This window comes from Flavobacterium sharifuzzamanii (assembly GCF_003254585.1).
GTDB lineage: Bacteria > Bacteroidota > Bacteroidia > Flavobacteriales > Flavobacteriaceae > Flavobacterium > Flavobacterium sharifuzzamanii.
The window spans coordinates 133,096-157,329 of record NZ_QJGZ01000040.1 but is presented as its reverse complement, the minus strand read 5'-3'; the positions used below and the strand labels follow the sequence as shown (position 1 = coordinate 157,329).

General features: G+C 33.7%; 22 protein-coding genes. 16 read left to right on the top strand and 6 right to left on the bottom strand.

Features of this window, described 5'->3' with window-relative positions; genetic code table 11:
• The first annotated feature begins 55 nt into the window (after positions 1 to 55).
• The 5 genes from DMA14_RS15845 to DMA14_RS15825 all read left to right on the top strand — a co-directional run bounded on the left by DMA14_RS15845 (position 56) and on the right by DMA14_RS15825 (position 5,974).
• A complete protein-coding gene (locus DMA14_RS15845) occupies positions 56 to 2,317 on the top strand; it encodes a CocE/NonD family hydrolase (RefSeq protein ID WP_111425566.1) in 2,262 nt (753 codons plus the stop codon).
• 15 nt (positions 2,318 to 2,332) lie between these two features.
• Positions 2,333 to 2,893 carry a 2'-5' RNA ligase family protein gene (locus tag DMA14_RS15840; RefSeq protein ID WP_111425565.1) on the top strand — a complete coding sequence of 187 codons (561 nt, stop codon included), beginning with the start codon at positions 2,333 to 2,335 and terminating at the stop codon, positions 2,891 to 2,893.
• Between the two features lie 309 nt (positions 2,894 to 3,202).
• Positions 3,203 to 4,126 carry a helix-turn-helix domain-containing protein gene (locus tag DMA14_RS15835; RefSeq protein ID WP_111425564.1) on the top strand — a complete coding sequence of 308 codons (924 nt, stop codon included), beginning with the start codon at positions 3,203 to 3,205 and terminating at the stop codon, positions 4,124 to 4,126.
• Between the two features lie 261 nt (positions 4,127 to 4,387).
• The gene (locus DMA14_RS15830; protein WP_111425563.1) at positions 4,388 to 5,110 is read left to right on the top strand and encodes an SDR family oxidoreductase; all 723 of its coding nucleotides are present in this window, start codon (positions 4,388 to 4,390) and stop codon (positions 5,108 to 5,110) included.
• A 99-nt stretch (positions 5,111 to 5,209) separates the two neighbouring features.
• Positions 5,210 to 5,974: an SDR family oxidoreductase gene (locus DMA14_RS15825; RefSeq protein ID WP_111425562.1), complete on the top strand. Its 765-nt coding sequence runs from the start codon at positions 5,210 to 5,212 to the stop codon at positions 5,972 to 5,974.
• 346 nt (positions 5,975 to 6,320) lie between these two features.
• Here DMA14_RS15825 and DMA14_RS15820 read toward each other — a convergent pair whose 3' ends face one another.
• The 4 genes from DMA14_RS15820 to DMA14_RS15805 all read right to left on the bottom strand — a co-directional run bounded on the left by DMA14_RS15820 (position 6,321) and on the right by DMA14_RS15805 (position 9,098).
• Positions 6,321 to 6,701, bottom strand: a complete 381-nt coding sequence (locus DMA14_RS15820) for a hypothetical protein (protein WP_111425561.1) — start codon at positions 6,699 to 6,701, stop codon at positions 6,321 to 6,323.
• Between the two features lie 61 nt (positions 6,702 to 6,762).
• Positions 6,763 to 7,236, bottom strand: a complete 474-nt coding sequence (locus DMA14_RS15815; RefSeq protein ID WP_111425833.1) for a hypothetical protein — start codon at positions 7,234 to 7,236, stop codon at positions 6,763 to 6,765.
• Positions 7,237 to 7,359: 123 nt separating this feature from the next.
• Complete coding sequence (locus tag DMA14_RS15810; RefSeq protein ID WP_111377136.1) at positions 7,360 to 8,064, bottom strand: LytR/AlgR family response regulator transcription factor; 705 nt, start codon at positions 8,062 to 8,064, stop codon at positions 7,360 to 7,362.
• Complete coding sequence (locus DMA14_RS15805) at positions 8,061 to 9,098, bottom strand: sensor histidine kinase (protein WP_111425560.1); 1,038 nt, start codon at positions 9,096 to 9,098, stop codon at positions 8,061 to 8,063. Before DMA14_RS15805 ends, DMA14_RS15810 begins: the two co-directional genes overlap by 4 nt.
• Positions 9,099 to 9,273: 175 nt before the next feature.
• Here DMA14_RS15805 and DMA14_RS15800 point away from each other — a divergent pair, with 175 nt between their 5' ends.
• The 5 genes from DMA14_RS15800 (at position 9,274) to DMA14_RS15780 (ending at position 17,708) form a co-directional block, all read left to right on the top strand.
• A complete protein-coding gene (locus DMA14_RS15800; protein WP_111425559.1) occupies positions 9,274 to 10,659 on the top strand; it encodes a TolC family protein in 1,386 nt (461 codons plus the stop codon).
• A gap of 12 nt (positions 10,660 to 10,671) precedes the next feature.
• A complete protein-coding gene (locus DMA14_RS15795; RefSeq protein WP_111425558.1) occupies positions 10,672 to 13,953 on the top strand; it encodes an efflux RND transporter permease subunit in 3,282 nt (1,093 codons plus the stop codon).
• A 233-nt stretch (positions 13,954 to 14,186) separates the two neighbouring features.
• On the top strand, positions 14,187 to 15,275 hold the full coding sequence (locus tag DMA14_RS15790; RefSeq protein WP_111425557.1) for an efflux RND transporter periplasmic adaptor subunit: 1,089 nt from the start codon (positions 14,187 to 14,189) through the stop codon (positions 15,273 to 15,275).
• A 311-nt stretch (positions 15,276 to 15,586) separates the two neighbouring features.
• Positions 15,587 to 17,110, top strand: coding sequence for a hypothetical protein (locus DMA14_RS15785; RefSeq protein WP_111425556.1), 1,524 nt, complete (start codon positions 15,587 to 15,589; stop codon positions 17,108 to 17,110).
• Positions 17,111 to 17,114: 4 nt separating this feature from the next.
• On the top strand, positions 17,115 to 17,708 hold the full coding sequence (locus DMA14_RS15780) for a hypothetical protein (protein WP_157957719.1): 594 nt from the start codon (positions 17,115 to 17,117) through the stop codon (positions 17,706 to 17,708).
• 49 nt (positions 17,709 to 17,757) lie between these two features.
• Here the strand turns inward: DMA14_RS15780 and DMA14_RS15775 are convergent, their stop codons facing one another.
• Entirely contained in the window at positions 17,758 to 17,994 is a 237-nt protein-coding gene (locus tag DMA14_RS15775; protein ID WP_111367063.1) for a hypothetical protein, read from the bottom strand.
• Positions 17,995 to 18,736: 742 nt separating this feature from the next.
• Between DMA14_RS15775 and DMA14_RS15765 the strand changes: the two genes are divergently transcribed.
• The 5 genes from DMA14_RS15765 to DMA14_RS15745 all read left to right on the top strand — a co-directional run bounded on the left by DMA14_RS15765 (position 18,737) and on the right by DMA14_RS15745 (position 22,046).
• Positions 18,737 to 19,354 (top strand): hypothetical protein, encoded by a 618-nt coding sequence (locus tag DMA14_RS15765; protein WP_111425553.1) that lies wholly within the window; start codon positions 18,737 to 18,739, stop codon positions 19,352 to 19,354.
• Between the two features lie 230 nt (positions 19,355 to 19,584).
• Entirely contained in the window at positions 19,585 to 19,920 is a 336-nt protein-coding gene (locus tag DMA14_RS15760; protein WP_111425552.1) for a hypothetical protein, read from the top strand.
• Positions 19,921 to 20,017: 97 nt separating this feature from the next.
• Positions 20,018 to 20,812, top strand: a complete 795-nt coding sequence (locus DMA14_RS15755) for a helix-turn-helix domain-containing protein (RefSeq protein ID WP_111425551.1) — start codon at positions 20,018 to 20,020, stop codon at positions 20,810 to 20,812.
• Positions 20,813 to 21,073: 261 nt separating this feature from the next.
• Positions 21,074 to 21,496, top strand: coding sequence for a DoxX family protein (locus DMA14_RS15750; RefSeq protein ID WP_111425550.1), 423 nt, complete (start codon positions 21,074 to 21,076; stop codon positions 21,494 to 21,496).
• A 205-nt stretch (positions 21,497 to 21,701) separates the two neighbouring features.
• Entirely contained in the window at positions 21,702 to 22,046 is a 345-nt protein-coding gene (locus DMA14_RS15745) for a dimethylsulfonioproprionate lyase family protein (RefSeq protein ID WP_111425549.1), read from the top strand.
• 174 nt (positions 22,047 to 22,220) lie between these two features.
• Here the strand turns inward: DMA14_RS15745 and DMA14_RS15740 are convergent, their stop codons facing one another.
• Entirely contained in the window at positions 22,221 to 22,655 is a 435-nt protein-coding gene (locus DMA14_RS15740) for a cupin domain-containing protein (protein ID WP_111425832.1), read from the bottom strand.
• Between the two features lie 768 nt (positions 22,656 to 23,423).
• Between DMA14_RS15740 and DMA14_RS15735 the strand changes: the two genes are divergently transcribed.
• A complete protein-coding gene (locus tag DMA14_RS15735; RefSeq protein ID WP_111425548.1) occupies positions 23,424 to 24,017 on the top strand; it encodes a TetR/AcrR family transcriptional regulator in 594 nt (197 codons plus the stop codon).
• The last annotated feature ends 217 nt before the right edge of the window (positions 24,018 to 24,234 follow it).

Below are 24,234 nucleotides of genomic sequence, written 5' to 3'. Positions count from 1 at the left end.
GCTACTTTTGAGAAGACAAATTTAAACCAAAACCTCAAAAAGTAAGTTTCTTAAGATGAAAAAAAGCATCATTCTTTTATTAATTTGTTTTTCCTTTCAAATAGGAACTTCACAAAAAATCTATTTCGAAAAAAACAATTATAAAGACAGTTTAACTCTCAGCAAAAGCATGCCGCTTCTTGCCAAAAAGATACTGCCTCTTTATAAAAATCCAAGCAGGGCTTCTTACTTAGATAATTATGCCAGAATACAAGCCGTTGCGGGAGATTTCAAAGGAATGCATCAAACTTTTGCAACCTATTCTCAGGAAATTTTAGGAGACAGTATTGCCAACAGACCTTTAGGTTTTATTTATAAAACTTATGGAAAAACAGCTTTAAAAGAACCTAAAACAAAATCTGATTTTGAAAAAGTCTACAAATCTGAATTCTACAAGTTATACAATACATTAAATGCAGAAGGAAAAAGCTGGGCCGAAGGGTATTATGAATTAAAACTGGCCGACATTAAAAACGATTTTGAAGAGCAACTTAAAGCTGTTCAAGATAGTGATAGCATTAGTGTAGAAAGTGCCGCGCAATTATGCCGACAATATGCTCGCTATTCTATTATAAACAAAACATTTTCTCTAGCTAATAAAATAATTGCAGAAATAGAAGCTGATACTTATGTAATTGACCGCGATATCATTATTACACTGCCAAACGGAAGCACAATTTCTGCCACCATGGTCAGACTTAAAAATGTATCTGAACCACAGCCTGTTGTAATGAAATATAATATCTATGCCGGAAACGAAGTTAGCGACTGCAAAGAAATTGCGAATATGGGATACGTAGGTTTTGTTGCTAATACGCGAGGCAAACGTTTAAGCAATGACCCGATAGAACCTTACGAACACGATGGTGACGATGCATACCATATTCTAGACTGGGTTAGCAAACAATCATGGTGCAATGGTAAAATTGGATTATATGGCGGTAGTTATTTAGGCTTTAGCCAATGGAGCGCTGTAAAAAAAGTACATCCTGCTTTAAAAACAATTGTGCCTTTGGTTTCGGTAGGAGCCGGAATTGATTTTCCTATGCAAAACGGTATTTTTATGAGTTATGCTTTAAAGTGGATTCATTTGGTTACCAATACTAAATTAACAGATCTCAATAGTTTTTTGAACAGTAAAAAATGGGACGAAGTTTTTACACAATATTATAAAACTGGCGCAAGTTTCCGTTCCTTAGATAAAATTGAAGGCAATCTATCTCCTTTATTTCAAAGATGGTTAGATCATCCTGCTTATGACAGCTACTGGCAGAATATGACGCCGCAAAAAGAAGCTTTTGCGAATATCAATATTCCAATTTTGAGTACAACAGGTTATTACGATGACGATCAGCTTGGAGCAATGTACTATTACAATCAATATCAAAAATATAATAAAAGCGATAATTATTATCTCATAATCGGGCCTTATGATCATGGCGGTTCACAAGGAGCTCCCCGAAAAGAATTAGGCGGTTATACCGTCGATGAAGTAGCAAATATTCCAATTAATGCTATTATTTTTCAATGGTTTGATCATATTTTGAAAGGCGCAAAACGTCCTGAAATTTTGAAGGATAAAGTGAACTTTGAAATTATGGTTAAAAACAAATGGAAAAGCGTTTCTTCTTTAGACAAAATGCACAATGAAAACCTAACCTTTTATTTAAGCAATAGCAATTCGAAATATTCATTACAAAAAACAGCTCCTAAAAAGGCCATTTCTATTAACCAAACTGTTGATTTGAAGGATCGATCTGAAATTAACATCTACAATGATGACTACGTAAATGGTTTTCCTAAAGTTATAGATTCGATTTTTAAACCCGAAAAACATCTACTGGTTTTTGAAAGTGATCCTCTTGAAAACTCCACTATAATCAGCGGTTCATTAAAAACATCATTAAAAATAAGCATAAACAAAAAAGACATTGATGTAGAAATACAGCTTTATGAAAAAACAGCAAAAGGTCAATATTTTGCCTTAACCAACAATTTACAAAGAGCCAGTTTTGCAAAAGACAGAACCAAAAGACAATTGTTGACTCCCAACAAAATAGAAACAATTAAGATAGAGCAAACCTTTATAATTTCAAAAGAATTAGAAAAAGGAAGTTCAATTATAATCGTATTAGGAGCTAATAAAAACCCAAACTGGGAAGTTAATTACGGTACTGGCAAAAATGTGAGTGACGAAACCATTGACGATGCTAAAGAACCATTAGAAATAAAATGGTATTCTGACAGTACCATTACAATTCCAATTTTAAAATTGTAGAACATTATTTATCTAATGGAAAAAACATATTCAGTTGTATTTTATTCTAAAACACTGGTTGAGCCCGTTAAAAAATTGAAGGACTTTTTAAGAAGCAAAATCAATTGGTACAACAGCTGCAATTCTGAAGCACATATTACGATTTGTGAGTTTACGATCGATGAATCTCAGTTCGATTCTATCAAACAAAAGCTTTCTAAAATTTCAGATACTTTTACGCCTTTTAAATTATCTCTAGATCATTTTGATTCTTTTCAAAATAGTGGTGCTTTTTTTATAGGAGTAACCGAAGATTCAAAAAATAATCTGGTGCCAATCATGAAAAAGATTCATGAAACCTTCAAGTTTTTAAAACTCAAAAAAAGCGACAATCCGCATCTGTCAATCGGAAGAAGATTAACGCCAGAAAATCTTAAAATAGCTTCAGAACTTTTTACCACAATCGATCTTCAATTTGAATGTAATGAAATTATTCTAAGAGAATTTGATCCCAAAGTAAAACAGTTTTTTGTGATTGATGCTTTTCCTTTTGGAAGCAATCCAGAGCCTGAGTTTGTTCAGGGAAGTTTGTTTTAACCGAAAAGAACGCAAAGTTTTTTCGTAAGGTTCGCAAAGATTTAAGCAATTTATAAGCGTAAAGTTTGTCATTTCGACGAAGGAGAAATCTCCACAAGTAGCTCTACAAAGATTGGCGATTCAGCTTGCGGAGTTTCTTACGAAGATTTCTCCTTCGTCGAAATGACAAAATTGTACGCTAAACTTTGTCAAAGTTTCAAACTTTGACAAAGTTCTAACCAAACTTCAAACTTGAAACTTTAAACCTAAAACAACCTAAAACCAATCTTTATATTTTTCGTATATTTGAATTTCGCAATTCATTACAATATGAAATCCCTAGATTCATTTTACCAAGATATTACCGAAGGTTCAACTGTTGATCCTACTTCCTTATTGCCAAACGACATTCAGAAAGAAATCGGGCATTTTAATGTTTTCGATATAAAAGAACTTTTAGAGCGTATGAAAGGAAAACCTGGAATGCCTTATGATAGAAGGGCCTATTACAAAATAAGTTTAATTAGAGGTCATAACAAAGCAGAATACGCCGATAAAGTAATCGAAATTGAAAAACAAGGATTGTTATTTGCAACACCAAAAATCCCATACAATTATCTCCCTCAAGACACCAATCAAGGCGGTCAGTTTTGTGTATTCACAAGCGAATTTTTATCGAAAAGTAAAAGCGGAATAGATTTGGATGAACTTCCAATTTTTGCTTCAGACGGCTATCCGATTTTTCAGCTTTCTGATGAAGAAGTTTCAGAAGTTGAATTGATTTTCAATAAAATACAGAAAGAAATTAACTCTGATTATATTTACAAATACGATTTAATCCGAAATTATGTCGCAGAATTAATTCATTTTGGACAAAAATTACAGCCTATTACGGCATTATATTCGAAGCACAATTCGGCAGCCAGAGTTTCTTCTTTATTTGCTGAATTGTTGGAAAGACAATTCCCTATTGAATCCCCAAATCAAAGATTGGAATTGAGAACAGCGAAAGATTTTGCCGAAAGATTATCTGTTCATGTGAATCATTTAAATAAGGTTTTAAAGGAAAATACCGGAAAAACCACAACCGAATTAATTACAAACCGATTAACAAACGAAGCTAAAATACTTTTAAAACAAACCGATTGGAATATTTCTGAAATTGCCTATTCACTTGGTTTTGAAGAGTTAGCGCATTTCTCTAATTTCTTTAAAAAACAAACTTCTTTTACGCCGATTGCTTTTAGGAGTTAGTTGTTTTGTTTCAGGTTTCAGGTTTCAAGTTTCAAGTTTCAAGTTTCAGGTTTCAGGTTTTACGAGTCGTAACCATACCGTTTGTCATCCCGAGGAACGAGGGATCTCCGCAAGAAGCTCCACAAAGCTTTGGAATTTGGAATTTTAAAAAATTGGAATTTCAAACTTGATTTGAATTTCGCAAACATCTATTTGATATTTACAACTCCCCAACTATACTTCGCTCCTACCTTTGTCCCATCAAATTAAAAGAACGAAAAGATGAATTTATCAGACAACAAAATTTTAATTACAGGCGGTGCAAGTGGTATCGGACTTGGACTTACCGAACGATTTATTCAAGAAAACAATACCGTAATTATCTGCGGTAGAAGAGAATCGGTTTTAAACGACGTAAAAACAAAATTTCCTTCGGTTATAACAAAAGTTTGCGACTTGTCTATAGAACAAGAACGAATCGCACTTTTTGAATGGATCAAAGAAAATCATCCTGATTTAAACGTTTTAATCAATAATGCGGGAATTCAAAACTGGATGAACATAACCGACGCTGATTTTTATGAAAACATGAAAAATGAGCTTACTACCAATATTGAAGCTCCTCTTCATTTAACTTCATTATTTATTCAGTTGCCTTCTCTAAAAACCGTAATGAACACTACTTCTGGACTGGCGTTTTCTCCTTTTGCAAAAGTTCCAGTTTATTCGGCTACAAAAGCGTTTTTTAGATCATTTACACTTTCGCTTCGTCATTTATTAAAAGAGAAAAATATTGAAGTGGTAGAAATTATTCCGCCAGCATTAAATACTGATTTAGGCGGAATTGGTCTTCATGACGCGCATCCAAGTGTAAGCAGTTTTATCGAATCTATTTTCGAACAATTAAAAGAAGGCAGACAAGAATTGACTTTCGGAACAAGCGAAACGAGGTTAAACGCAAGCGCAGAAGAGTTGAAAAATCATTTTAATGCAATGCATTCTTAATTATGAATTATGTGTTATGAATTGTACATCACAAATACAAGAAACATTTCATAACTCATAACTCATAATTCAAAACTCATAACTCATAACTACAAAAATATGGCAGTAAACACAAAAATAGCTCTAGTTACAGGTGGTAGCAGAGGTTTAGGCAAAAACATGGCAATTGCGATTGCAAAAAAAGGATTGGATGTAATTATCACATACAACAGTAAAAAAGAAGAAGCTGACACTGTAGTTTCAGAGATTGAAAGTTTAGGGCAAAAAGCAGCTTCATTACAATTAAACGTTGCTGATTCAAGTACTTTTGATTCTTTCTTTGAAAGTGTAAACTCAGTTTTAAAAAATACTTTTAATACAGATAAATTCGATTTTTTAATAAATAATGCCGGAATCGGAATTCACAACTCATTTGTTGGAACAACCGAAGCAGAATTTGATCAATTAACTACTATTCAATTCAAAGGGCCTTTTTTCTTAACTCAAAAAGGACTTAATGTAATGAACGACGGTGGTGGAATTATAAATATTTCAACTGGTTTAGCTAGATTTTCATTTCCTGGTTATGCTGCTTACGCTTCTATGAAAGGCGCAATGGAAACTTTGACAAAATATCAGGCTAAGGAATTGGGTGCAAGAAAAATTAGAGCCAATATAGTGGCACCTGGCGCCATAGAAACCGATTTTGGAGGCGGAGTTGTTCGCGATAATGAACAAATGAACCAACAGATTGCTTCTGTGACGGCTTTAGGAAGAGTTGGTCTTCCTGATGATATTGGAGGTGTAGTCGCTTTTTTATGTACCGAAGACGCTCGCTGGATAAACGCTCAAAGAATTGAAGTTTCTGGCGGAATGATGTTGTAAGGAAGTTTCAGGTTTCAGGTTTCAAGTTTCAGGTTTCAAGTTTAACCGCAAAGAACGCTAGGAATTACGCGAGGTTCGCAAAGTTTTTTACGTAAAGCTTTGTGAACTTCGCGTTTATATAACATAAAGCTTAGAAAAAACCTTGCGCACTTTGCGGTTAAAACACACAAAGAATATCAACCTGAAACAAAAAAACACAAAACAAAACCCGATAAGCATTAAAAACTCATCGGGTTTGTCATTTCAAATAATATTTGAATTAGTAAGCCGTTTTATCGAATTTGATTTCTTTTTAAGAACTCGCCATCTTGATCAAAAATTAAGTTATAAAACTTTGAATCTTTGGTCACTCCTGCTTCGTATGTCTTTTATCTGTGTTATCTATAACAGAAAAAAACTGCTTATAGGACTTAACAGAGTAATTTGCCTTTAAATAGGTCTGAACTTTCTTAGGCAGTTTTGTTATAGACACCTGCACTTTATACGCTTTAAAAGCCCCGTTTTTATCATACCTTGCAAGCGCGATTGTTTTTGGTGCCGCATTAAAGTTTGCCTCAAAAATAACATCATCACCGTTACCACTATATTCAATATCCCATATTGCCTTTTTCTTCGGATATTGGTTCTCAAATGCTTTTACAACATTATCAGGCGGCACTAAAGTCCCATTTTGAGCTTTTGCGAAGCTCATCGAAATAAAGAAAACAAATAAAAAAATCTTTCTCATATTACATTTATATTTTAAAAAGTAAATATAACAAAACAAAGTATTTTCTTACATTGAGTGTTTAATTTTTTTCTATACTGACATCAAAACCACCCTCAGCATCAAAAACAATATCATAAAATTTAGTGTCCTTTATTACTCCAACCTCGTAGGTTGTTTTTTTCTTATCGTCTACCACCATTGCAATTTCTTGAATGGCTTTTGCTTTATAATTCTTCTTTAAATACGACTGCGCTTTTATAGGCAATTGTTTAAACGGAATCTGCAGCTCATAAGCCTTCATGTTTCCTAGATTATCATAAATCGCTACCGCTTTGGTTCTATCATCTACATTGTATCGCGCTTCAAAACGAATCTCATCTGCATCATCTCCAACATATTCTTCAGACCAAACTGGTACTTTCCCCGGATATTCTCTCTCAAAAGCAAACCGAACCTTTTCTGGTGGTGTGATTTCCTTTTTCATATTCGTTCCTTCCTGAGCAATTAAAAAACTACTGCATAAAAAAGTAAAAGACAAAAACACGTTTTTCATAGTTTCATTTTTAAAATTAAACTTTAGCAACGTATTAAAATTAATACTTTTTCTCTTACGATAACATGAAGAAATTAACATTTTTTATCAGCTGAAACAACCCTTCTAAAATCAAGTATTCAATTACAATTCGAGTTTTTTTAATCGGTCTGTTAGTTCTCTTTTATATGTAATTCCAATTGGGATTCTTTCGTTTTTAATGACCACAAAATCTTTTTCGGTTGCATCAATTTTGTCCAATGCCACGATATATGATTTATGAATACGCATAAAACTCTTTTCTGGAAGACATTTTTCAAACTCTGTCGTAGTTATCGAAGCTAGGTAAGTTCTTTTTGTCGTGTGAAGTTTTACATAATTGCCAAAACTCTGTGCGTATAAAAGCTGGTCCAATTCGATATCCATCAAATAACCGTCTACTTTTACGCTAACCGAATTTACCGTTTCTTCTGCTTTTTGTTTTACGCTTTCTGTTGCAAAAAAACGATCAATTGCTTTTAGAAATCTTGGAAAATAAATCGGCTTCAGCAAATAATCAATTACGCCATAATCATAGCTTTCAAGAGCAAATTCAGAATATGCTGTAGTCAAAATAGTTTTAGGATGCGTTGGAAGAATCTTAAGCAGTTCCATTCCTGAAATTTCAGGCATATTGATATCTAGAAACATTAAATCGACTGGATTTTCTCTAAGATAATTCATCGCTTCAATGCCGTTATAACCTTGAAAAACCAATTCTAATTGCGGATTTTGTTTGATATAATTCGCCAAAACATAATGCGCAGCGGGCTCATCATCTACAATAATGCATCTTTTCGTTTCTCTCATCCTACAAACTTTTTAAGCTGTATTTCTAAATCTACAATATAAGTCTGTTTATCGTCTTTTATATCCAATTTATAATCTTTCCCATAAATTAAATTCAAACGTTCGATAGTGTTTTTTAAACCGATTTTAGTCGAAATCACATCATTTTTCTTCGGAATTGAATTAGCAACATGAAGATGCAGCAATCCTTTTTCGACTGAAATCGTAATTTTTACAAAACACCTTTCGATAGCGCAGGTTCCATGTTTAAAGGCATTTTCGATAAATGCAATTAAAAGCATTGGCGAAATTTTATACGCATTCTCGTTATCAACATTACTTTCAAAAGTAATATCACATCGATAACCAACACGCTCTTTTTCAAGCTGAACGTAACTATTTATAAACTCTAGTTCATCTTCTAAAGATACACATTGTTTACTGTTACTTTCCAATTGATAACGCATTAACTGCGAAACTTTCATAATTAAATCTGGCGTTCTGTCTGGAAACTGAAGGCTTATTCCGTAAAGCGTATTAAAAGTATTAAACAAAAAATGCGGATTTAATTGTCCTTTCAATGAATTTAATTGCATTTGATTGAACAATAAAGCCGCATCGGTTTGTTTTCTATGAATACGATAAAACTTAAAGACAATAATCGGACTTAGAATGCAGACCAAAGTTCCTAAAACACTAGCCAATTGGTACGCATAACTTCTCTGATGCGAGTTTTGGTACAAATGGCATTTGGCAAACATATCCATCCTTGTAATTTCATACAAAATGACAGAAAATACAAAAACTCCAAAGAGCGTTAAAACAATATAGGTAAAAGGTTTGTTTGCTTTGAATAAAATCGGAAGGATAAAAAAGCGATTAAATTGGGCATGCATGTATAAAATGCAATAAAAAAATACACCCATTGCTATAGAAATGAAGGAACTAAACAACATCCAATCATTTTTTAGGGTATATATTGTAAATGAAAAAAGGACAACGGCAACCTCCTGCCACCATTTGTTATCCAGTATGTTATCAATTCTTTTGTTCATTCTTAATTTTGAAATAGTTTACAAAGTACGAACAATTATTTAATTATTTTTTTCAAAAAATGACCAATTCAATTCGTCATTTACTAGTGCAGTACATCACTTAACCTGACTTTTATCAGTATAAGAGAAATAAATTTGTTTCATCAAAAAACATTTCTATTCACACCTTGAGTTTATGTATTTCAAAAAAATTACCTTACTATTTTTATTGATTTTTGCCTCAATCGGTTATGCTCAAACCCTGTCTTTAAAAGAAGCATTAAAGATAGGTCTTGAAAACTACGGTTCTATCCGAGCAAAAAACAATTACACCAATGCATCAAAAGAGACTCTAAAACAATCTCGCCGTGATTATCTGCCAAACTTGAATTTATCGGCACAGCAGGATTACGGAACTGTAAACGGACAAAACGGACCGTTGTATGGTTTTGGAGGTTTAGGAGTTGCATCATCAGGACTTCCTCTTCCAGAACAAAACTGGAACTCAGCATTTGGTGCACTTTATTTAGTCAACATGAACTGGGATTTTTTCACCTTCGGAAAAACACAGGAAAAAATCAATTTATCTAAAATTGATGTTCAGGCTAAAGAAAAAGACTTGCAGCAGGAAAAATTCCAACAGGAAATCAAAATTTCGGCTGCTTATTTGAATTTATTGGCTAGCCAAAGATTGCTGATTTCGCAGCAAAAAAACTTAGACCGCGCAGAAGTCTTCAAAAAGACAGCTGTTGCAAGAGTTAAAAACGGATTATTGGCCGGAGTCGATTCTACATTGGCTACAGCCGAAGTCTCTAAAGCAAAAATCGCTTTAAACTTAGCCAGAAACTTTGTTAAGGAACAAAACAACAAATTAGTCGATTTAATGGGCGTTGCTCCGCAGGATTTCGTTACCGATACTTTATTTGTAACTCAAATTCCGAAAGAATTGGTAACTAAAGAAATTGCTACAGACAGCCTTCACCCTTTATTACAATTCTACAAAACCAAAATCGATTACAGCAATCAGCAGGTTAAATTGTACAAACGTTTCTATTATCCAACAATGAGTGCTTTTGGGGTTTTACAAACCAGAGCTTCTGGATTTGACAATTCGTATGCAACCAATCAAAATGCTTTTACGAGAAATTATTGGGATGGCGTAAATCCAGATCGTACCAATTATTTGGTTGGAGTTGGAATTACGTGGAATTTGACCACACCTTTCAGATCAAGCAAGCAAGTAAGCGCTCAGAAATTTGTTTCTCAAGCATTGCAAGAAGAGTACAATCAGGCCGACAGAGAATTAAAATCGCAGCTGACTTTTGCCGAAGATAAAATTAAAATTACTTTGGAAAATTATGCCGAAGCGCCAATTCAGGTTGATGCCGCGCAAAGAGCTTACATTCAGAAATCGACATTGTACAAAAATGGTCTAACTGATTTAACTGATTTGACTCAAACCATGTTTACGCTAAATCGCGCTGAAATCGATCGAGATATTGTCAATAATAATGTGTGGCAATCGTACTTATTGAAAGTCGCTGCAACAGGAAATTTTGACTTATTTATAAATGAATTTTAATTATAAATCCTAATGAATTTAATACGTTTTGCACTCCGCAAACCCATTTCCATTTTAGTATTGGTTGCGGGTCTATTTTTCTTCGGAATTGGTGCCATAAGAGACATTAAGGTAGACATTCTGCCAAAAATGAATTTGCCGGTTATCTATATTGCGCATCCGTTTGGAGGTTATACGCCAGATCAGATGGAGGCTTATTTTGCCAAAAACTACGTAAACGTTTTACCTTTTTCGAACGGTATCAAATCGGTAGAAACCAAAAATATTCAGGGGTTAATGATTATGAAATTAACCTATTACGAAGGAACCAACATGGCTCAGGCAGCTGCCGAGTTAAGTGCGCTTTCAAACAGAATCCAAGCGGTTTTCCCTCCAGGAACACAACCTCCGTTTATCATTCGTTTTGATGCTTCTTCTCTGCCAATCGGACAATTGGTTCTGAGCAGTAAAATTAGATCAAACAACGAATTGCAGGATTTAGCCAACGTTTATGTTCGTGCTTCTTTTACTTCGATTCCTGGTTTATTATCTCCAGCACCATTTGGAGGAAGCCCAAGAACTATTGAGGTAAACGTAGATCCAGATTTATTGCGTTCTCATAATATGACGCCAGATCAAATCGTAGAAGCGATTCGTTTAAACAACCAAACGGCTCCATCAGGAAACGTTCGTATGGGCGACAAAAACTATATTACGCCAACTAATAATACCATTAAAGAAATTAAAGATTTTGAACAAATTCCGTTATTCAAAGGCGGTGTTCAAAACTTAAAATTAGGCGATGTTGCTAATGTAAAAGACGGTGCCGATATTACAGCTGGTTATGCTTTAGTAAACGGAAAACGTTCGGTTTACATTAGTATTGCAAAAGCGGGAGACGCTTCGACTTGGGACGTGGTTCAGAAATTGAAAAAAGAACTTCCTAAAATTCAGAGCACACTTCCTGAAGATGTAAACATTACGTACGAATTTGATCAATCGGTTTATGTAATTAACTCGGTTAAAAGTTTGATTACTGAGGGAATTATCGGTGCGGTTCTAACGGGATTAATGGTTTTATTATTCCTTGGTGACCGTCGTGCAGCATTAATCGTAATTATGACCATTCCGATTTCAATTATTTCTGGAGTTTTATTCCTGAAATTATTCGGGCAGACGATTAACTTAATGTCATTATCGGGATTAGCATTGGCAATTGGTATTTTGGTGGATGAAAGTACGGTAACGATCGAAAATATTCACCAGCATCTCGATATGGGAAAACCAAAAGCACTCGCCATTTGGGACGCCTGTAAAGAAATCGCCTTGCCAAAATTATTGATCCTTCTTTGTATTCTAGCCGTATTTGCTCCAGCATTTACTATGGTTGGTATTCCGGGAGCGTTGTTCTTGCCTTTAGCTTTAGCAATTGGTTTTTCTATGGTTATTTCGTTCTTACTATCTCAAACTTTTGTGCCTGTAATGGCCAACTGGATGATGAAAGGACATGAAAAACATGCACATGGACCAGAAATTACAGATGACGAAGCTGAGTTTAACGACTGCGGTTTAACACCAGAATCTGAGCAAAATTTAATTGGTCAGAAAAAGGATTTGGTTGAAAGAGAAGATTTCAACAATGATGGAAAAGTAAGCGGTTTCGAAAGATTCAGAAATCGTTTCATGCGAACTTTAGATCGTTTGTTTGTTCACAAAAAAGCAACAAGTATTACATATCTGGTTGCTGCAACTGCTTTGGCCATTGTATTTATTAGTTTTATTGGAAAAGACGTTTTCCCGAGAACCAACTCAAGTCAGTTTCAGTTGAGAATGCGTGCAGTTGACGGAACGCGTTTGGAAAGAACAGAAGAACAAGCTAGAATTGTTTTAAAAGAATTGGAAAAAATGGTCGGAAAAGATCATATCGGAATTTCGTCTGTATATGTTGGTCAGCACCCTTCACTATTCTCAATCAACCCGATTTATTTGTTCATGGCGGGTTCTCATGAAGCGGTTTTCCAAGTGAGTTTAAAAGACTATCATGAAGATATGGACGATTTTAAAGATGAGTTCAGAGCGAGACTTAAAAAAGTATTGCCAGACACTAAACTTTCTTTTGAGCCAATCGAATTGACAGATAAAGTTTTAAGCCAAGGTTCTCCTACTCCAATCGAGATTCGAGTGGCTGGAAAAGACAAAAAGAAAAATGAATTATACGCAACTCAAATTGTAGACAAACTAAAAGCGATTTCATATTTCAGAGACGTGCAAATTGGTCAGCCAATTCATTATCCAGCAATGAATATTGATATTGACAGAACTCGTGCTGCTGAATTGGGAGTTGATATGAATGATATTTCACGTTCGCTTGTGGCTTCGACTTCATCTTCACGTTATACCGAAAAAAATAACTGGGTCGATGAAAAAGCAGGATTATCATATTCTGTTCAAGTTCAAGTGCCTTTAAATAAAATGAAAAGCAAAACCGATATTGGAGAAATTCCGGTATTGAAAAACTCTCTTCGTCCTGTTTTAAGTGACGTTGCCAAAATTACACCAGGTTTTGTAAGCGGTGAAAATGACAATTTAGGGGCCATGCCGTACATTACCGTTACAGCAAACATCTACAAAACCGATTTGGGGACGGCATCAAAAGATGTGAGCAAAACGATTAGTTCATTGGGAGAATTACCACGTGGTTTGTTTATCACGCCAATCGGACTAAGTACTGTACTGACAGAGACATTAAGCAGCTTACAAACAGGATTATTGGTCGCTGTGTTTGTAATCTTCTTAATGCTGGCCGCTAATTTCCAATCGTTCAAAGTTTCGCTGGTTATTTTAACCACCGTTCCTGCCGTAGTTTTAGGCGCTTTATTAATGCTGACTATTACAGGTTCTACGCTTAACTTGCAATCGTATATGGGAATCATCATGTCGGTTGGGGTTTCTATTGCCAACGCCGTTTTATTGGTTACGAATGCCGAACAGCTTCGAAAAATAAACGGAAATGCCTTAGAATCTGCGCGTGAAGCAGCTGCCTTGCGTCTTCGTCCAATTATCATGACTTCGGTTGCGATGATTATGGGTATGTTGCCAATGGCAATTGGACACGGCGAAGGAGGCGATCAAGTTTCTCCGTTAGGAAGAGCGGTTATCGGTGGATTATTATTTTCTACTTTTGCCGTATTGTTAATCCTTCCGCAAATCTTTGCGTGGGCACAAGAAAAAACATCGACACAATCGGTTTCTTTAGATCCTGAAGACGAAGAAAGCATCCATTATATCTCATCATTGAATAAGTCGAAAGTCTAAAGTCATAAAGTCGAAAGTTATAAACCGTTGGGTGTAATTTTTTTAACACATAGAAACATAGATTTTAATTTTAAATAAAAAAAGGTAAAAGAAAAAAACTAGTTTTCACACATAGCTATGTGCATTGAAACAAGTGAAACGCCTTTTGTGCACAAAGAAAAGCTATGTATCTATGTGTTAAAACAATTAATCCCAAAGAGTTAAAAAACATATTCATTATATAAAACCAAAAAATGAAAAGTAATATTATAAAATCATCTGCATTACTATTTACAGCACTAGTTGTATTAAGCGGCTGCGAAAAGAAAAAAGAAGAAACTGCGAAAGCAGAAATCGAACCTAAAGTTGAAACTTTCGCTTTAGCGAAAGAAAAACTGACAACAGAATTGCGTTTACCAGCTGAATTAACCGGTTTCCAACAAGTTGATTTGTATGCAAAAGTGAGCAGTTTCGTAAAATTATTGAAAGTTGATATTGGTACGAAAGTAAAAAAAGGACAGCTTTTAATTGTTTTAGAAGCACCTGAAATCAGCTCACAATTAGCTGCGGCCGAATCAAGACTGAAATCTATGGAAGCGATTTATGCAACCAGCAAAAGCACTTACAACCGTTTGTACGAAACAAGCAAGGTTGAAGGAACAATTTCTAAAAACGACTTAGAAATGGCAAGCGGAAAAAAGAATTCTGATTACGCACAACTTCAAGCGGCAATTGCGGCTCATAAAGAAATTGCGATTATGAGAGGTTACTTAGAAATTCGTGCGCCTTTTGATGGCGTTGTAGCGGCTAGAAATGTGAATTTAGGAACATTTGTTGGGCCAGCAGGAAAAGGTTCAGATTTGCCTTTATTAACGATTCAGGAGCAAAGCAAATTACGTTTGGCGGTTTCTGTTCCAGAATTGTACACAGGATATTTACACCCAGGCGACGAAATGAGTTTTAATGTAAAATCGCTGCCAGAAACGTTTACAGCAAAAATTACCAGAATGTCTGGCGCTTTAGATTTGAAACTGCGTTCTGAAAGAGTTGAAATGGACGTTCATAACACGAAAGGAAATTTATTGCCTGGAATGGTTGCCGAAGTTTTGTTGCCTCTTAACGCGAAAGACAGCACATTTGTAGTGCCAAAATCGGCAGTAGTAAGTTCTGCAGAAGGAATATATGTGGTAAAAGTAGTAAACCACAAAGCAACAAGAGTGGAGATTAAAAAAGGAAGAGAAATCGAAGATAAAATTGAAATTTTTGGCGACTTAACTCCAAACGATAAACTGGTAAAAATTGCCAGCGAAGAAACTAAGGAAGGCGATGTCATAAACGAATAACCTGCGTTTAGTCTTCAATTTAGTGATTACCAAAAACTGTACGCATTCTTAGGAATGCAAATTTAAAAATTTGCCTAAAAGGGCAGTTCTTCTTTAATTGGAAGGACTGTCCTTTTTTTGTAAAATAATTTAAGATTCAATTATTCAAATACAGAGAAGAAAAAATAATAACCGTTTCACAAAAACCTTATTTTGATATAAATAAAACCTCTAAAGGTTTTTACCTAATCTACTTGTGCATACATTTAGAAAGTAAGATAAAATCCAAAAAATTGCGTTTTTTTTACTAACTATTTAAATAATTATGCCTTATGACCAAAACCAGACGCGTTGGTGGCAATGCCACTTATATTGTAAGAGGAACTACAAAAATTTGGGCAAACGAAATAGAAATAATCTCCAATAGACGTATCGAATATTTCGCACCCGAATATACCTATGGAGAACCTGAACCAAGACCAGTTAGAGAAGAGCCTGAAATTGCTTTCTCAGGTTGTTGGACTTCAGATTATGAAGGAATGAGAAATTTAGAACAGGACAACAGAGGACCTAAATCTTCTTTAGGTAAAACCGTTTATTTTCAATTGACTGTGAGCAATGATATTTCTGTCGGTACGATTATTACGTTTCAGCTATGGGATAAAGATACTGGAATGTTTCTGGATTGGCTAGTTCCTGATGATGATAAACTCGATGGTAAAAAAGTTTATAGAAATGCTATTGTAAGAGAAGTAAATGGAAAACACATTATGACCATTGAGTTATTTTTGAACCCAAAATGGAATAGTGATCTTTTATCAGACAAAGGTTATTTTAAAGATGGCTGTCTAGATTTTTATTGGACTTGGAAATATCGTAATCAGGATTGGATTTCAAATAATAATTTATTGAGTGTTTACGCTTCTGAAACTAATTTATTTATAAAACCTGCCTATGAAGGTTATGGCTTTCCAGAAATTAGAGCTGCAGACGGCGAACTTATTGTTTTCTCTGCTGGAATTGTTGCCATTGTAGAACCATCGAAAGAATTAGAAAAAATAATGGATACTATTCTCGACGATATTAAAGATAACGCCATCGCAGATGTTCGCGAAAAGATGGTAAAATACAGTGATAAACTAAGGTATTCTATTGCGGTAAAAAAACTCAAAAAAGGATTTTTAGCCAACAACTTGGGTAAAATAGAATTTAGTAAAAGACTTTACACTAAACCCGTATTTGAAAACAGCGGTAAACTTTACGAAATTACACAAGCTGCAAATTTTGGCTACATAAAAGAAGGAAAACTTGTTACCACAAAGGGTATAAGCCAGCTTGATTATTTTAGAGAAGTTGGAGTACGTAATACGCTATTAAAAAATGTAGAAAAACTAGATTATACCTTACAAGCTCTAGATCTATTACGTTTTGCAATGGATGAAAAAAAAATGGAAACTATTACAACCATGTTTGCTCCTTTAGACTTTTTAAATGCAATTGTTTATCCTAGCATTAGCAAACCTATTGAACAAGTTTGGAATGGAATGGTTTCAGATGCTGTTGAAGAAGCAAAGGATAGAGGGCTTAATGGTATTTATGAATTAGCAGATGCAAAATGGTTTAAAAAAGAAAAATATGGAAACTATCAATACACTCTTATTAATCAACAAATATTGGACAAACTATTAAAAGGAGAAATAAAAACAATACAAAAATTAAATGACTTATATGAAAATCAATTAATCAAAAATAATTATGACAAATCTCTTTTTGAGTATACTCTCCTTCATTATTCAATAAAAGATGATACTATTGATGATTATAAAACTTATGTAGATTGTATCTTTATAAATTAGCAAAATGAAACATATTTATATCCTTATTTTAGTAACCACATTACTAACATCTTGCTTGAAAAAAAAAGATCCGATTGAAGTTAAGCAATTAGATACTAAAGAAATAGTTACTATTTTACCAAATTTAAAAAATCCCCATATTAAAGATAGTGTAGTCTTATCACTTCCTACTGAATTTCAGATAACAATGGATTCTTCTGTGGATTATGCAGTTTGGCTTTATCGAATTGATAATAGAACATTAAGAGATGGGTCTTTTGATTATCAAGTATATAAAAAGCAAAATAAAAGAAAAGTTATCTATCAGTTAGATTCAGATAAATCATTAATTGATAAACCAATTGATATAATCATAAAAGAACGAAATCATCTAATATCGAAAGTTGACGCTTTAAAATTATTAAGAAAATACAACCAAAATAAATCTTTGGATAATTTGAAATTTGGAGACACAATAAAATTAGTGACATACGATAAATTTAGAAATGAAAACAAAACACTCATTAACAACTTTGAAAGAATTCCTGATTCTATTCATTTTAAAGCCGTTAGAGGCACGAAAGAGAATTTTTATGTAGTAAAAAAAATCAATTGGTAAAATAAAAACCTCGATTCCAAAAAATCGAGGTTTTTCCATTTTATAAACTCTACTCCTCACTCAAATAAGGATTCAAAATCTCCGCCAATTCATTGAGCCAATAATAATTGTCTTCAAAATTGGTTAGTCCAATTTGGAGGGTTTCGTGTTGTCGCATTACGCCGAGAGCTAAAATGCAATTTACTTGTCTTAAGATTTTAGCCATATCTTCTGGATCTATAATATGGTTAAAAAAATCAATCAGCCTTGTTTCGGCTTCTTTGGAAAGGGTGTTTTTTGTACTCATAATGTCGTAATATTAGGAATATAAAAACCCTTGTATCTTAGTGTTCCTAACGCTTACGACGGCGTTTACGGTCGTTTCCGATACCGTACACATAATACAAGGGCAAATCTTGCTCTAATTTAAAGTCGTAATTTTTTAGGAACTTCAAATGTAGAGAAAACTACTTTAAAAAGAAAGATTTTTCTTTCAATATTATTTCTATATTTATCGACTTTATAATATACCAAATGTATAAAATCGTTATTAGAAATAATCATTTTTAAAATTTTCTGAATTGTCTCGAGAAAGTCCCAGCGGGACGAAATATTTATAGAAAACATTTTTCCCATTTTAAAAAAGCCCCAGCGGGGTGAAATCTTATAACGATGTCGCTCCGCTGGAGCTTTTGGTACAGCACGTTTTATGAATCTATAAATATTTCATTCCTCCGGAATTTTCTTTTACAGATTTAAAAACATCTCAATTAAAAGAATGAATTGCCTCCATCTTTAGATGGAGATATATAAAAGCGAGAATAAGGCTCAAGCCAAATGCGGGTTTTGGCTTAAGCCTCTAACTATAAAATCCTATCAAATCCCTTAGTTAAAACTAGGGGCTATTCATTGCCAATCTTTTTCGATTTCGCGTGTGATCCTTCGTTCCTCAGGATGACAAACTGTACGTAAAAAACACAAACAATTCCAAACCCAAAATCTCTAAAAAATATTCCTATTTTTGAATACAAAATCTCACAAACTTTAATATGATTAACAGCATTAGTGATTGGGAAGAAAAGCAAAAAGGTTATTTAGTTGTATCTGTATTATGTCTCATTTTCGGAACTTATTTTTTTATCAAAGTCATTAGCGGAAGTTATAACATAGAACAATCAGACCTTGAAGTTTATGAAAACCTGATCATTTCGCACGCTCCTAAATTCAAAGAAAGAAAAGGAAAAAGAAGCAAAAAATGGATAGAATTTAACTGCATTAATAATCAAAGTAATTTTGAAATTACTGGTGATGACTATAGTTGTGTTAATAAAGAAGAACTTCTAAATGAAATAAAAACTGGAGATACCATCTCTGTTGCTATTTTAAAATATGATTTGGATGATTTCAATACGCAAAATTCCTGTGAAATTCATTCGCTCATAAAAAATGATAAAGATTACCTCTATCTTAGATGCAGAAATGAAGAAGACACTGGAGGAGGAAAAAGAATTTTTCTGATTTTGTTTTCAATTTCCATTTTGACAGCCATTGTATATGCTCTACCTAAAAAACCTAAACTTTTTGATATGGTCGATCCTATACTATTAGTTGGAATTGGATCAATAGTACTTGCATTCATTCTTTATTTGATCACATTAGAATTATAGATAACGTATTTAAAAACAAATACTTTAAAACAAAACCTTGATCCATAAAGATCGAGGTTTTTATATTTTATTGAAATCTTTACCTCTAGCCGAAATTAGAATTGAAAGCTTCACTCAGCTCATTAAATTAAAAACCTTATTTTGATATAAAAATAACTTTTAGGGGTAATATTGATAAAATCAACTGTTTTAAATTTACTATCATCGAGACAAATTAAATACCACTTCTTATGCCACTAACAAAAAAAATTGCAGAAATAACATCCAAAAAGTACAACACCAATATTACTATAATGGGTGATTATGAAGGCAGTAACCATACTTCTATTCTTGACAATAACAACGGAACGATCTTAGTGGTTTCAGATAGAAATCAGTTTTATTTCAAAGATCGACATCGCAATCTCTGGCTTTCGGTTCTGGATCCCTTTCAAATAGACGGAGAACAACATTATCCAGAACATGGTGATTCTTATACGCTCAATCATGGAGTTCAGTACAGTTTTGCAACAAAAGAGGCAATTGTAGAAATGGCTTCCAATTATTTTGAAAAACATGCAGATTAATCTTATGTAAGCTTGAAAAACTATTTCTTTAAATGCATAACTTTACAAAATCTTAGTTCCCGATAGCTATCGAAATTGCGTTTAAAAACCAAAACAAATGATTGAAATAAAGACGTTTGAACAGGCAGAAGATTTAAAGCATCCTAGACGCGTATTAAAATATGTGTTGCTATTTTGCACATCGGGCGAAATAACGCTTTCGGTGGATGAAAACGAATATCTAATCATCAAAAATTCGATCCTAACGATAACGTCTGGTCAAATTCATTTTATAAAAAACAGCAGCAATGCAACTGGATTTGTTCTCGAATTTACTTATGATTTCTTCTGCAAAAATGATAATGACATTGAACTCATTTTTCATAACAGCTTGTTCTGCCATTTTGCAATGAATGAAGTGATAAAAGTAGATGACGACAAATTGGTTGTTGATGCTTTACAGCTTATTCAGCAGGAAATTGCACAAAAACCTTATCAATACTTAATTTCTATTCATTCTAGAATTCAATTGATTTTAATCGAAATCAATCGTTCTAAAATAAAATTGGGAGAAGAAATCTACAAACCAGACGCTTTGTTTCTTCATTTTCTGGAAGCCATTCGAGGAAATTTTGATAAAAATCTTTCGGTAAACGAAATCGCCAATTTAATAGGCACAACTGAGGCCAAACTAAACGAACTCTCTAAACTGCATTGCAACAAAACCGCACAAAATATCATCTTCGGACTGGTCATTTCTGAAGCAAAACGCTTGTTTACTTACGAGAAATTATCGGTAAAAGAAACAGCTTATGCTTTGGGTTTTAATGATCCTTTTTATTTTTCGAACTTCTTCAAAAAACACACGAATATTTCTCCAAAATCTTATAAGGAGAAAGTTGTTCAATTGTAGCGATTGTTTTTTAAACACATAGAAACATAGGATTTTAGATCCGCTTAAAAGAATGTAAAAGAGAAACTAGTTTCTCAACACATAGCTATGTTTGTTTAAGCAAGTGAAACGCCTTTTTTATACTACAACAATTCTATGCTTCTATGTGTTTAAATAAATCGCACAGAATGTTCCATTACATGCTTTTTCCAAGATTCTCTATTCTTTAAAAAGCACCATTGCCTGATCTTTGTATCTGATTAATTACTAACAAAATAGTTTATGAAAAGATATCAAGATTATGCCATCTTGCTTCTACGAATTGCAATGGCAATTGGATTTTTATCTGCCGTTTTAAGTCGGTTAGGTTTGATTGGGAAACAATCTTCGGGTTGGGAAAATTTTCTGACTTACGCCGAAAGTGTAAATTCTTTTTTACCTAAAAGTTTTATTCCGTCAATTGCAATTATCAGCACTTTTCTGGAAACCTTATTTGCTGTTTTATTGCTGATTGGATATCAGACCAGAAAAACTGCTGTTGGCGCTTCTATCTTAACTTTTCTATTTGCGCTGGCAATGACTTATTCCTTCGGAATAAAAGATCCTCTCGATTATTCTGTATTTGTCTTTTCAATGGGGGCTTTTCTCTTAGCAACCGCAGACAAATACCGATGGAGTTTGGATGAGTATCTTTTAAGAATCTAATAACTCCTTTGGTTTACAAAAAAATCTAACACATAGAAACATAGATTATAAAATATTAGAAAAAAGGCAATTAAAAAAATCTAGATTTTCACACATAGCTATGTTTACCAATGTAAGTGAAACGCCTTTATAAGTTTACTAACTCTATGTTTCTATGTGTTTAAAATAATTATCCAATAACTTAACAAATTAAATTTGAATACATATGGAAACTAAAATCACAAAAAGCAACGAATTAGAATGGAAACCACTTCAAGAAGAAGGTGTAAAAACAGACGGAATTTATGCTAAAGTTTTACGCTTTGATGCCGCCACTAACCGTCCTCCTACTTTCTTTTTAAAATTTGAACCTGGCGCTTCATATCCAAATCACGTACATCCTGCGGGCGAAGAAATCTACGTTCTAGAAGGCGAAGTACGCTCTGGAAAAGATCAACTAAAAGCAGGCGATTATTTGTATATGCCACCTGGAAGTACGCATTCTGTATTTTCTAGAACTGGCTGTACGCTTTTGTTTATGATTCCTGAAGAGGTTGTCATTTTGAAGTAAACATAATATTTAGTAGCCAAGCTCTTTAGCTGGAGACTTATTCGTAATTCTTTGTTTAGGCTTTGGGCAAATGTATTTTTGGCTAAAGCCTTTTTCTATTACTAAATTATTAACCTCCAGCTAAAGCTGGAGGCAATTTAAATAATTACATTTTTTGAACTTCTATTATGATCTTTACCTCAAATCTTTTTTAATAACCAAATACTTTAAATCTGTTTTCCCAGCATTACTAATTCCGTGTTCGGCATTTGGCGGACAATAGAAACTTGTATTTGGACCCGCTGTAACGGTTTTTCCGTCTAGAAAGAATTCGGCAGTTCCTTCTAAAATATAGAAAAATTCTTCTTCAGGATGATGATGTGGCGCGTGCGTCGATTTTCCAGGTTCGACAATACTCATTTTTAAAGTGTTTTCTTGAGTGAAATCTTTATTTGCAAACCAATATTGGTAGCCTACTTTGGTTTTGGTGGCTTTGTTTATATCAAAATGATTGACACAGTTTTCTATTGTGTATTGGGGCGATGCAGTTTCTTTTTTAGTTTCCTGAGAAAAGGTTTGCTGGAAAAATAAAATAGTGATTGTGGTTTTTAGGATAGTCAGGGTTTTCATTTTTTTTTGTTGTAATGTTACGAAAAAAACGAATACAGATGGCTCTATTCGAGTTTTTGTCATTCTTAGGAACGAAGGATCACACTAGATATTTCTGCAATCATAATTAACAATCTTTACGGAGCTGCTTACGAAGATCCCTCCTTCGTCGGGATGACAAACTACGCGTAGAATATACTCTTTGTCGAATTGCGAGTGTGATCCTTCGTTCCTCAGGATGACAAACTAAACGCTAAAATTGTATTCTATAGCAAGTCCCAGCGGGACGAAATATTTATAGAAATAGTAATTCCGTTTTGCAAGAGTCCCAGCGGGGTGAAATATTTTTGGTTTTACAATAATTAATATGTCACTCCGTTGGAGCTTTTGCAAACGGCGTATTCAATAATCCATAAATATTTCATTCCGCTGGAATTTTTGCAGAAAGAAAATCCTTAGTGTCAACTTTGTCAAAGTTTGAAACTTTGACAAAGTTCTAATGAAAAAATACATGTTCTCTCCTAGCCCCGATCGAAATGGCATCTTTTTGTGGTGGGGTTCACCACAAAAAATAGAATGTAGAACGGGACAAATGGTTCTGAAAACCAAAATAGATCTGCTCCTTAAAAAAATTATCTCAACAAAAAGTCTAATAAAATAAGGACTTTGCAGAGAATTTTAAAAACACTTATTGCACGATAAGAAAATATTATGATAAAAATATTTTGAAATTCGAAAATCTGCCATACATTTGCCTAACAGTGTTAAACGATTTAATACTTGAATACAATGGCTAGCAAAGATCGAATTTTAAGACAAAAAGAAGAGACAAGGAACAACATCCTTGGCGCTGCTTATGATATCGTAAAAGATGAAGGCTGGAATGGTTTGAGTATGCGTAAAATTGCCGACAGAATCGAATATACTGCTCCTATTATTTATGAATATTTCTCGAATAAAGAAGCAATATTAGAAGAACTGACAGGCAAAGGTTTTTTAAAACTGGCTAAAGAGTTGCAGACTGCAAAAGACAAGTTTGACAAACCCGAAGATCAGTTAGAAGCCATGTGGATGACTTATTGGGATTTCGCTTTTACTAATACTGAAATGTATCAACTTATGTTTGGTGTTCAAATGACTTGCTGCGCACAGCGATGTTCGGCTCAGGAAGCACCTTACAAATTGTTTACTGGGGTTATTGCTGAAATTATGAAGGACAGCAATCCTAGTGAAGATATCATTAAACAAAAATATTTTACTTTCTTTTCTGTTATTCATGGTTTAATCGCCATCAACATCATTAACAAAAGTGATATTTTAGAAACAATAAATGCTCAGATTTTGAAGGATGCCATTACTGGTATCATTAAATCTATACAATAAAAAAATTTTCAATTTTACTTAACAGTGTAAAATGATTTAAACGGGATAACATAGAATCCTTTTTTTTATAACTTTCGCTTAACACTGTTAGAAAATTTAATCAAGGTAATAAAAGCTCTTTTTTTAGACTTTTACTTAACAACGTTAGATAATTTAATACTGATTTTGAATAAAATTGGAAAAGCTTAACTGTATAGAAATTTGCGCTCTTTTACTT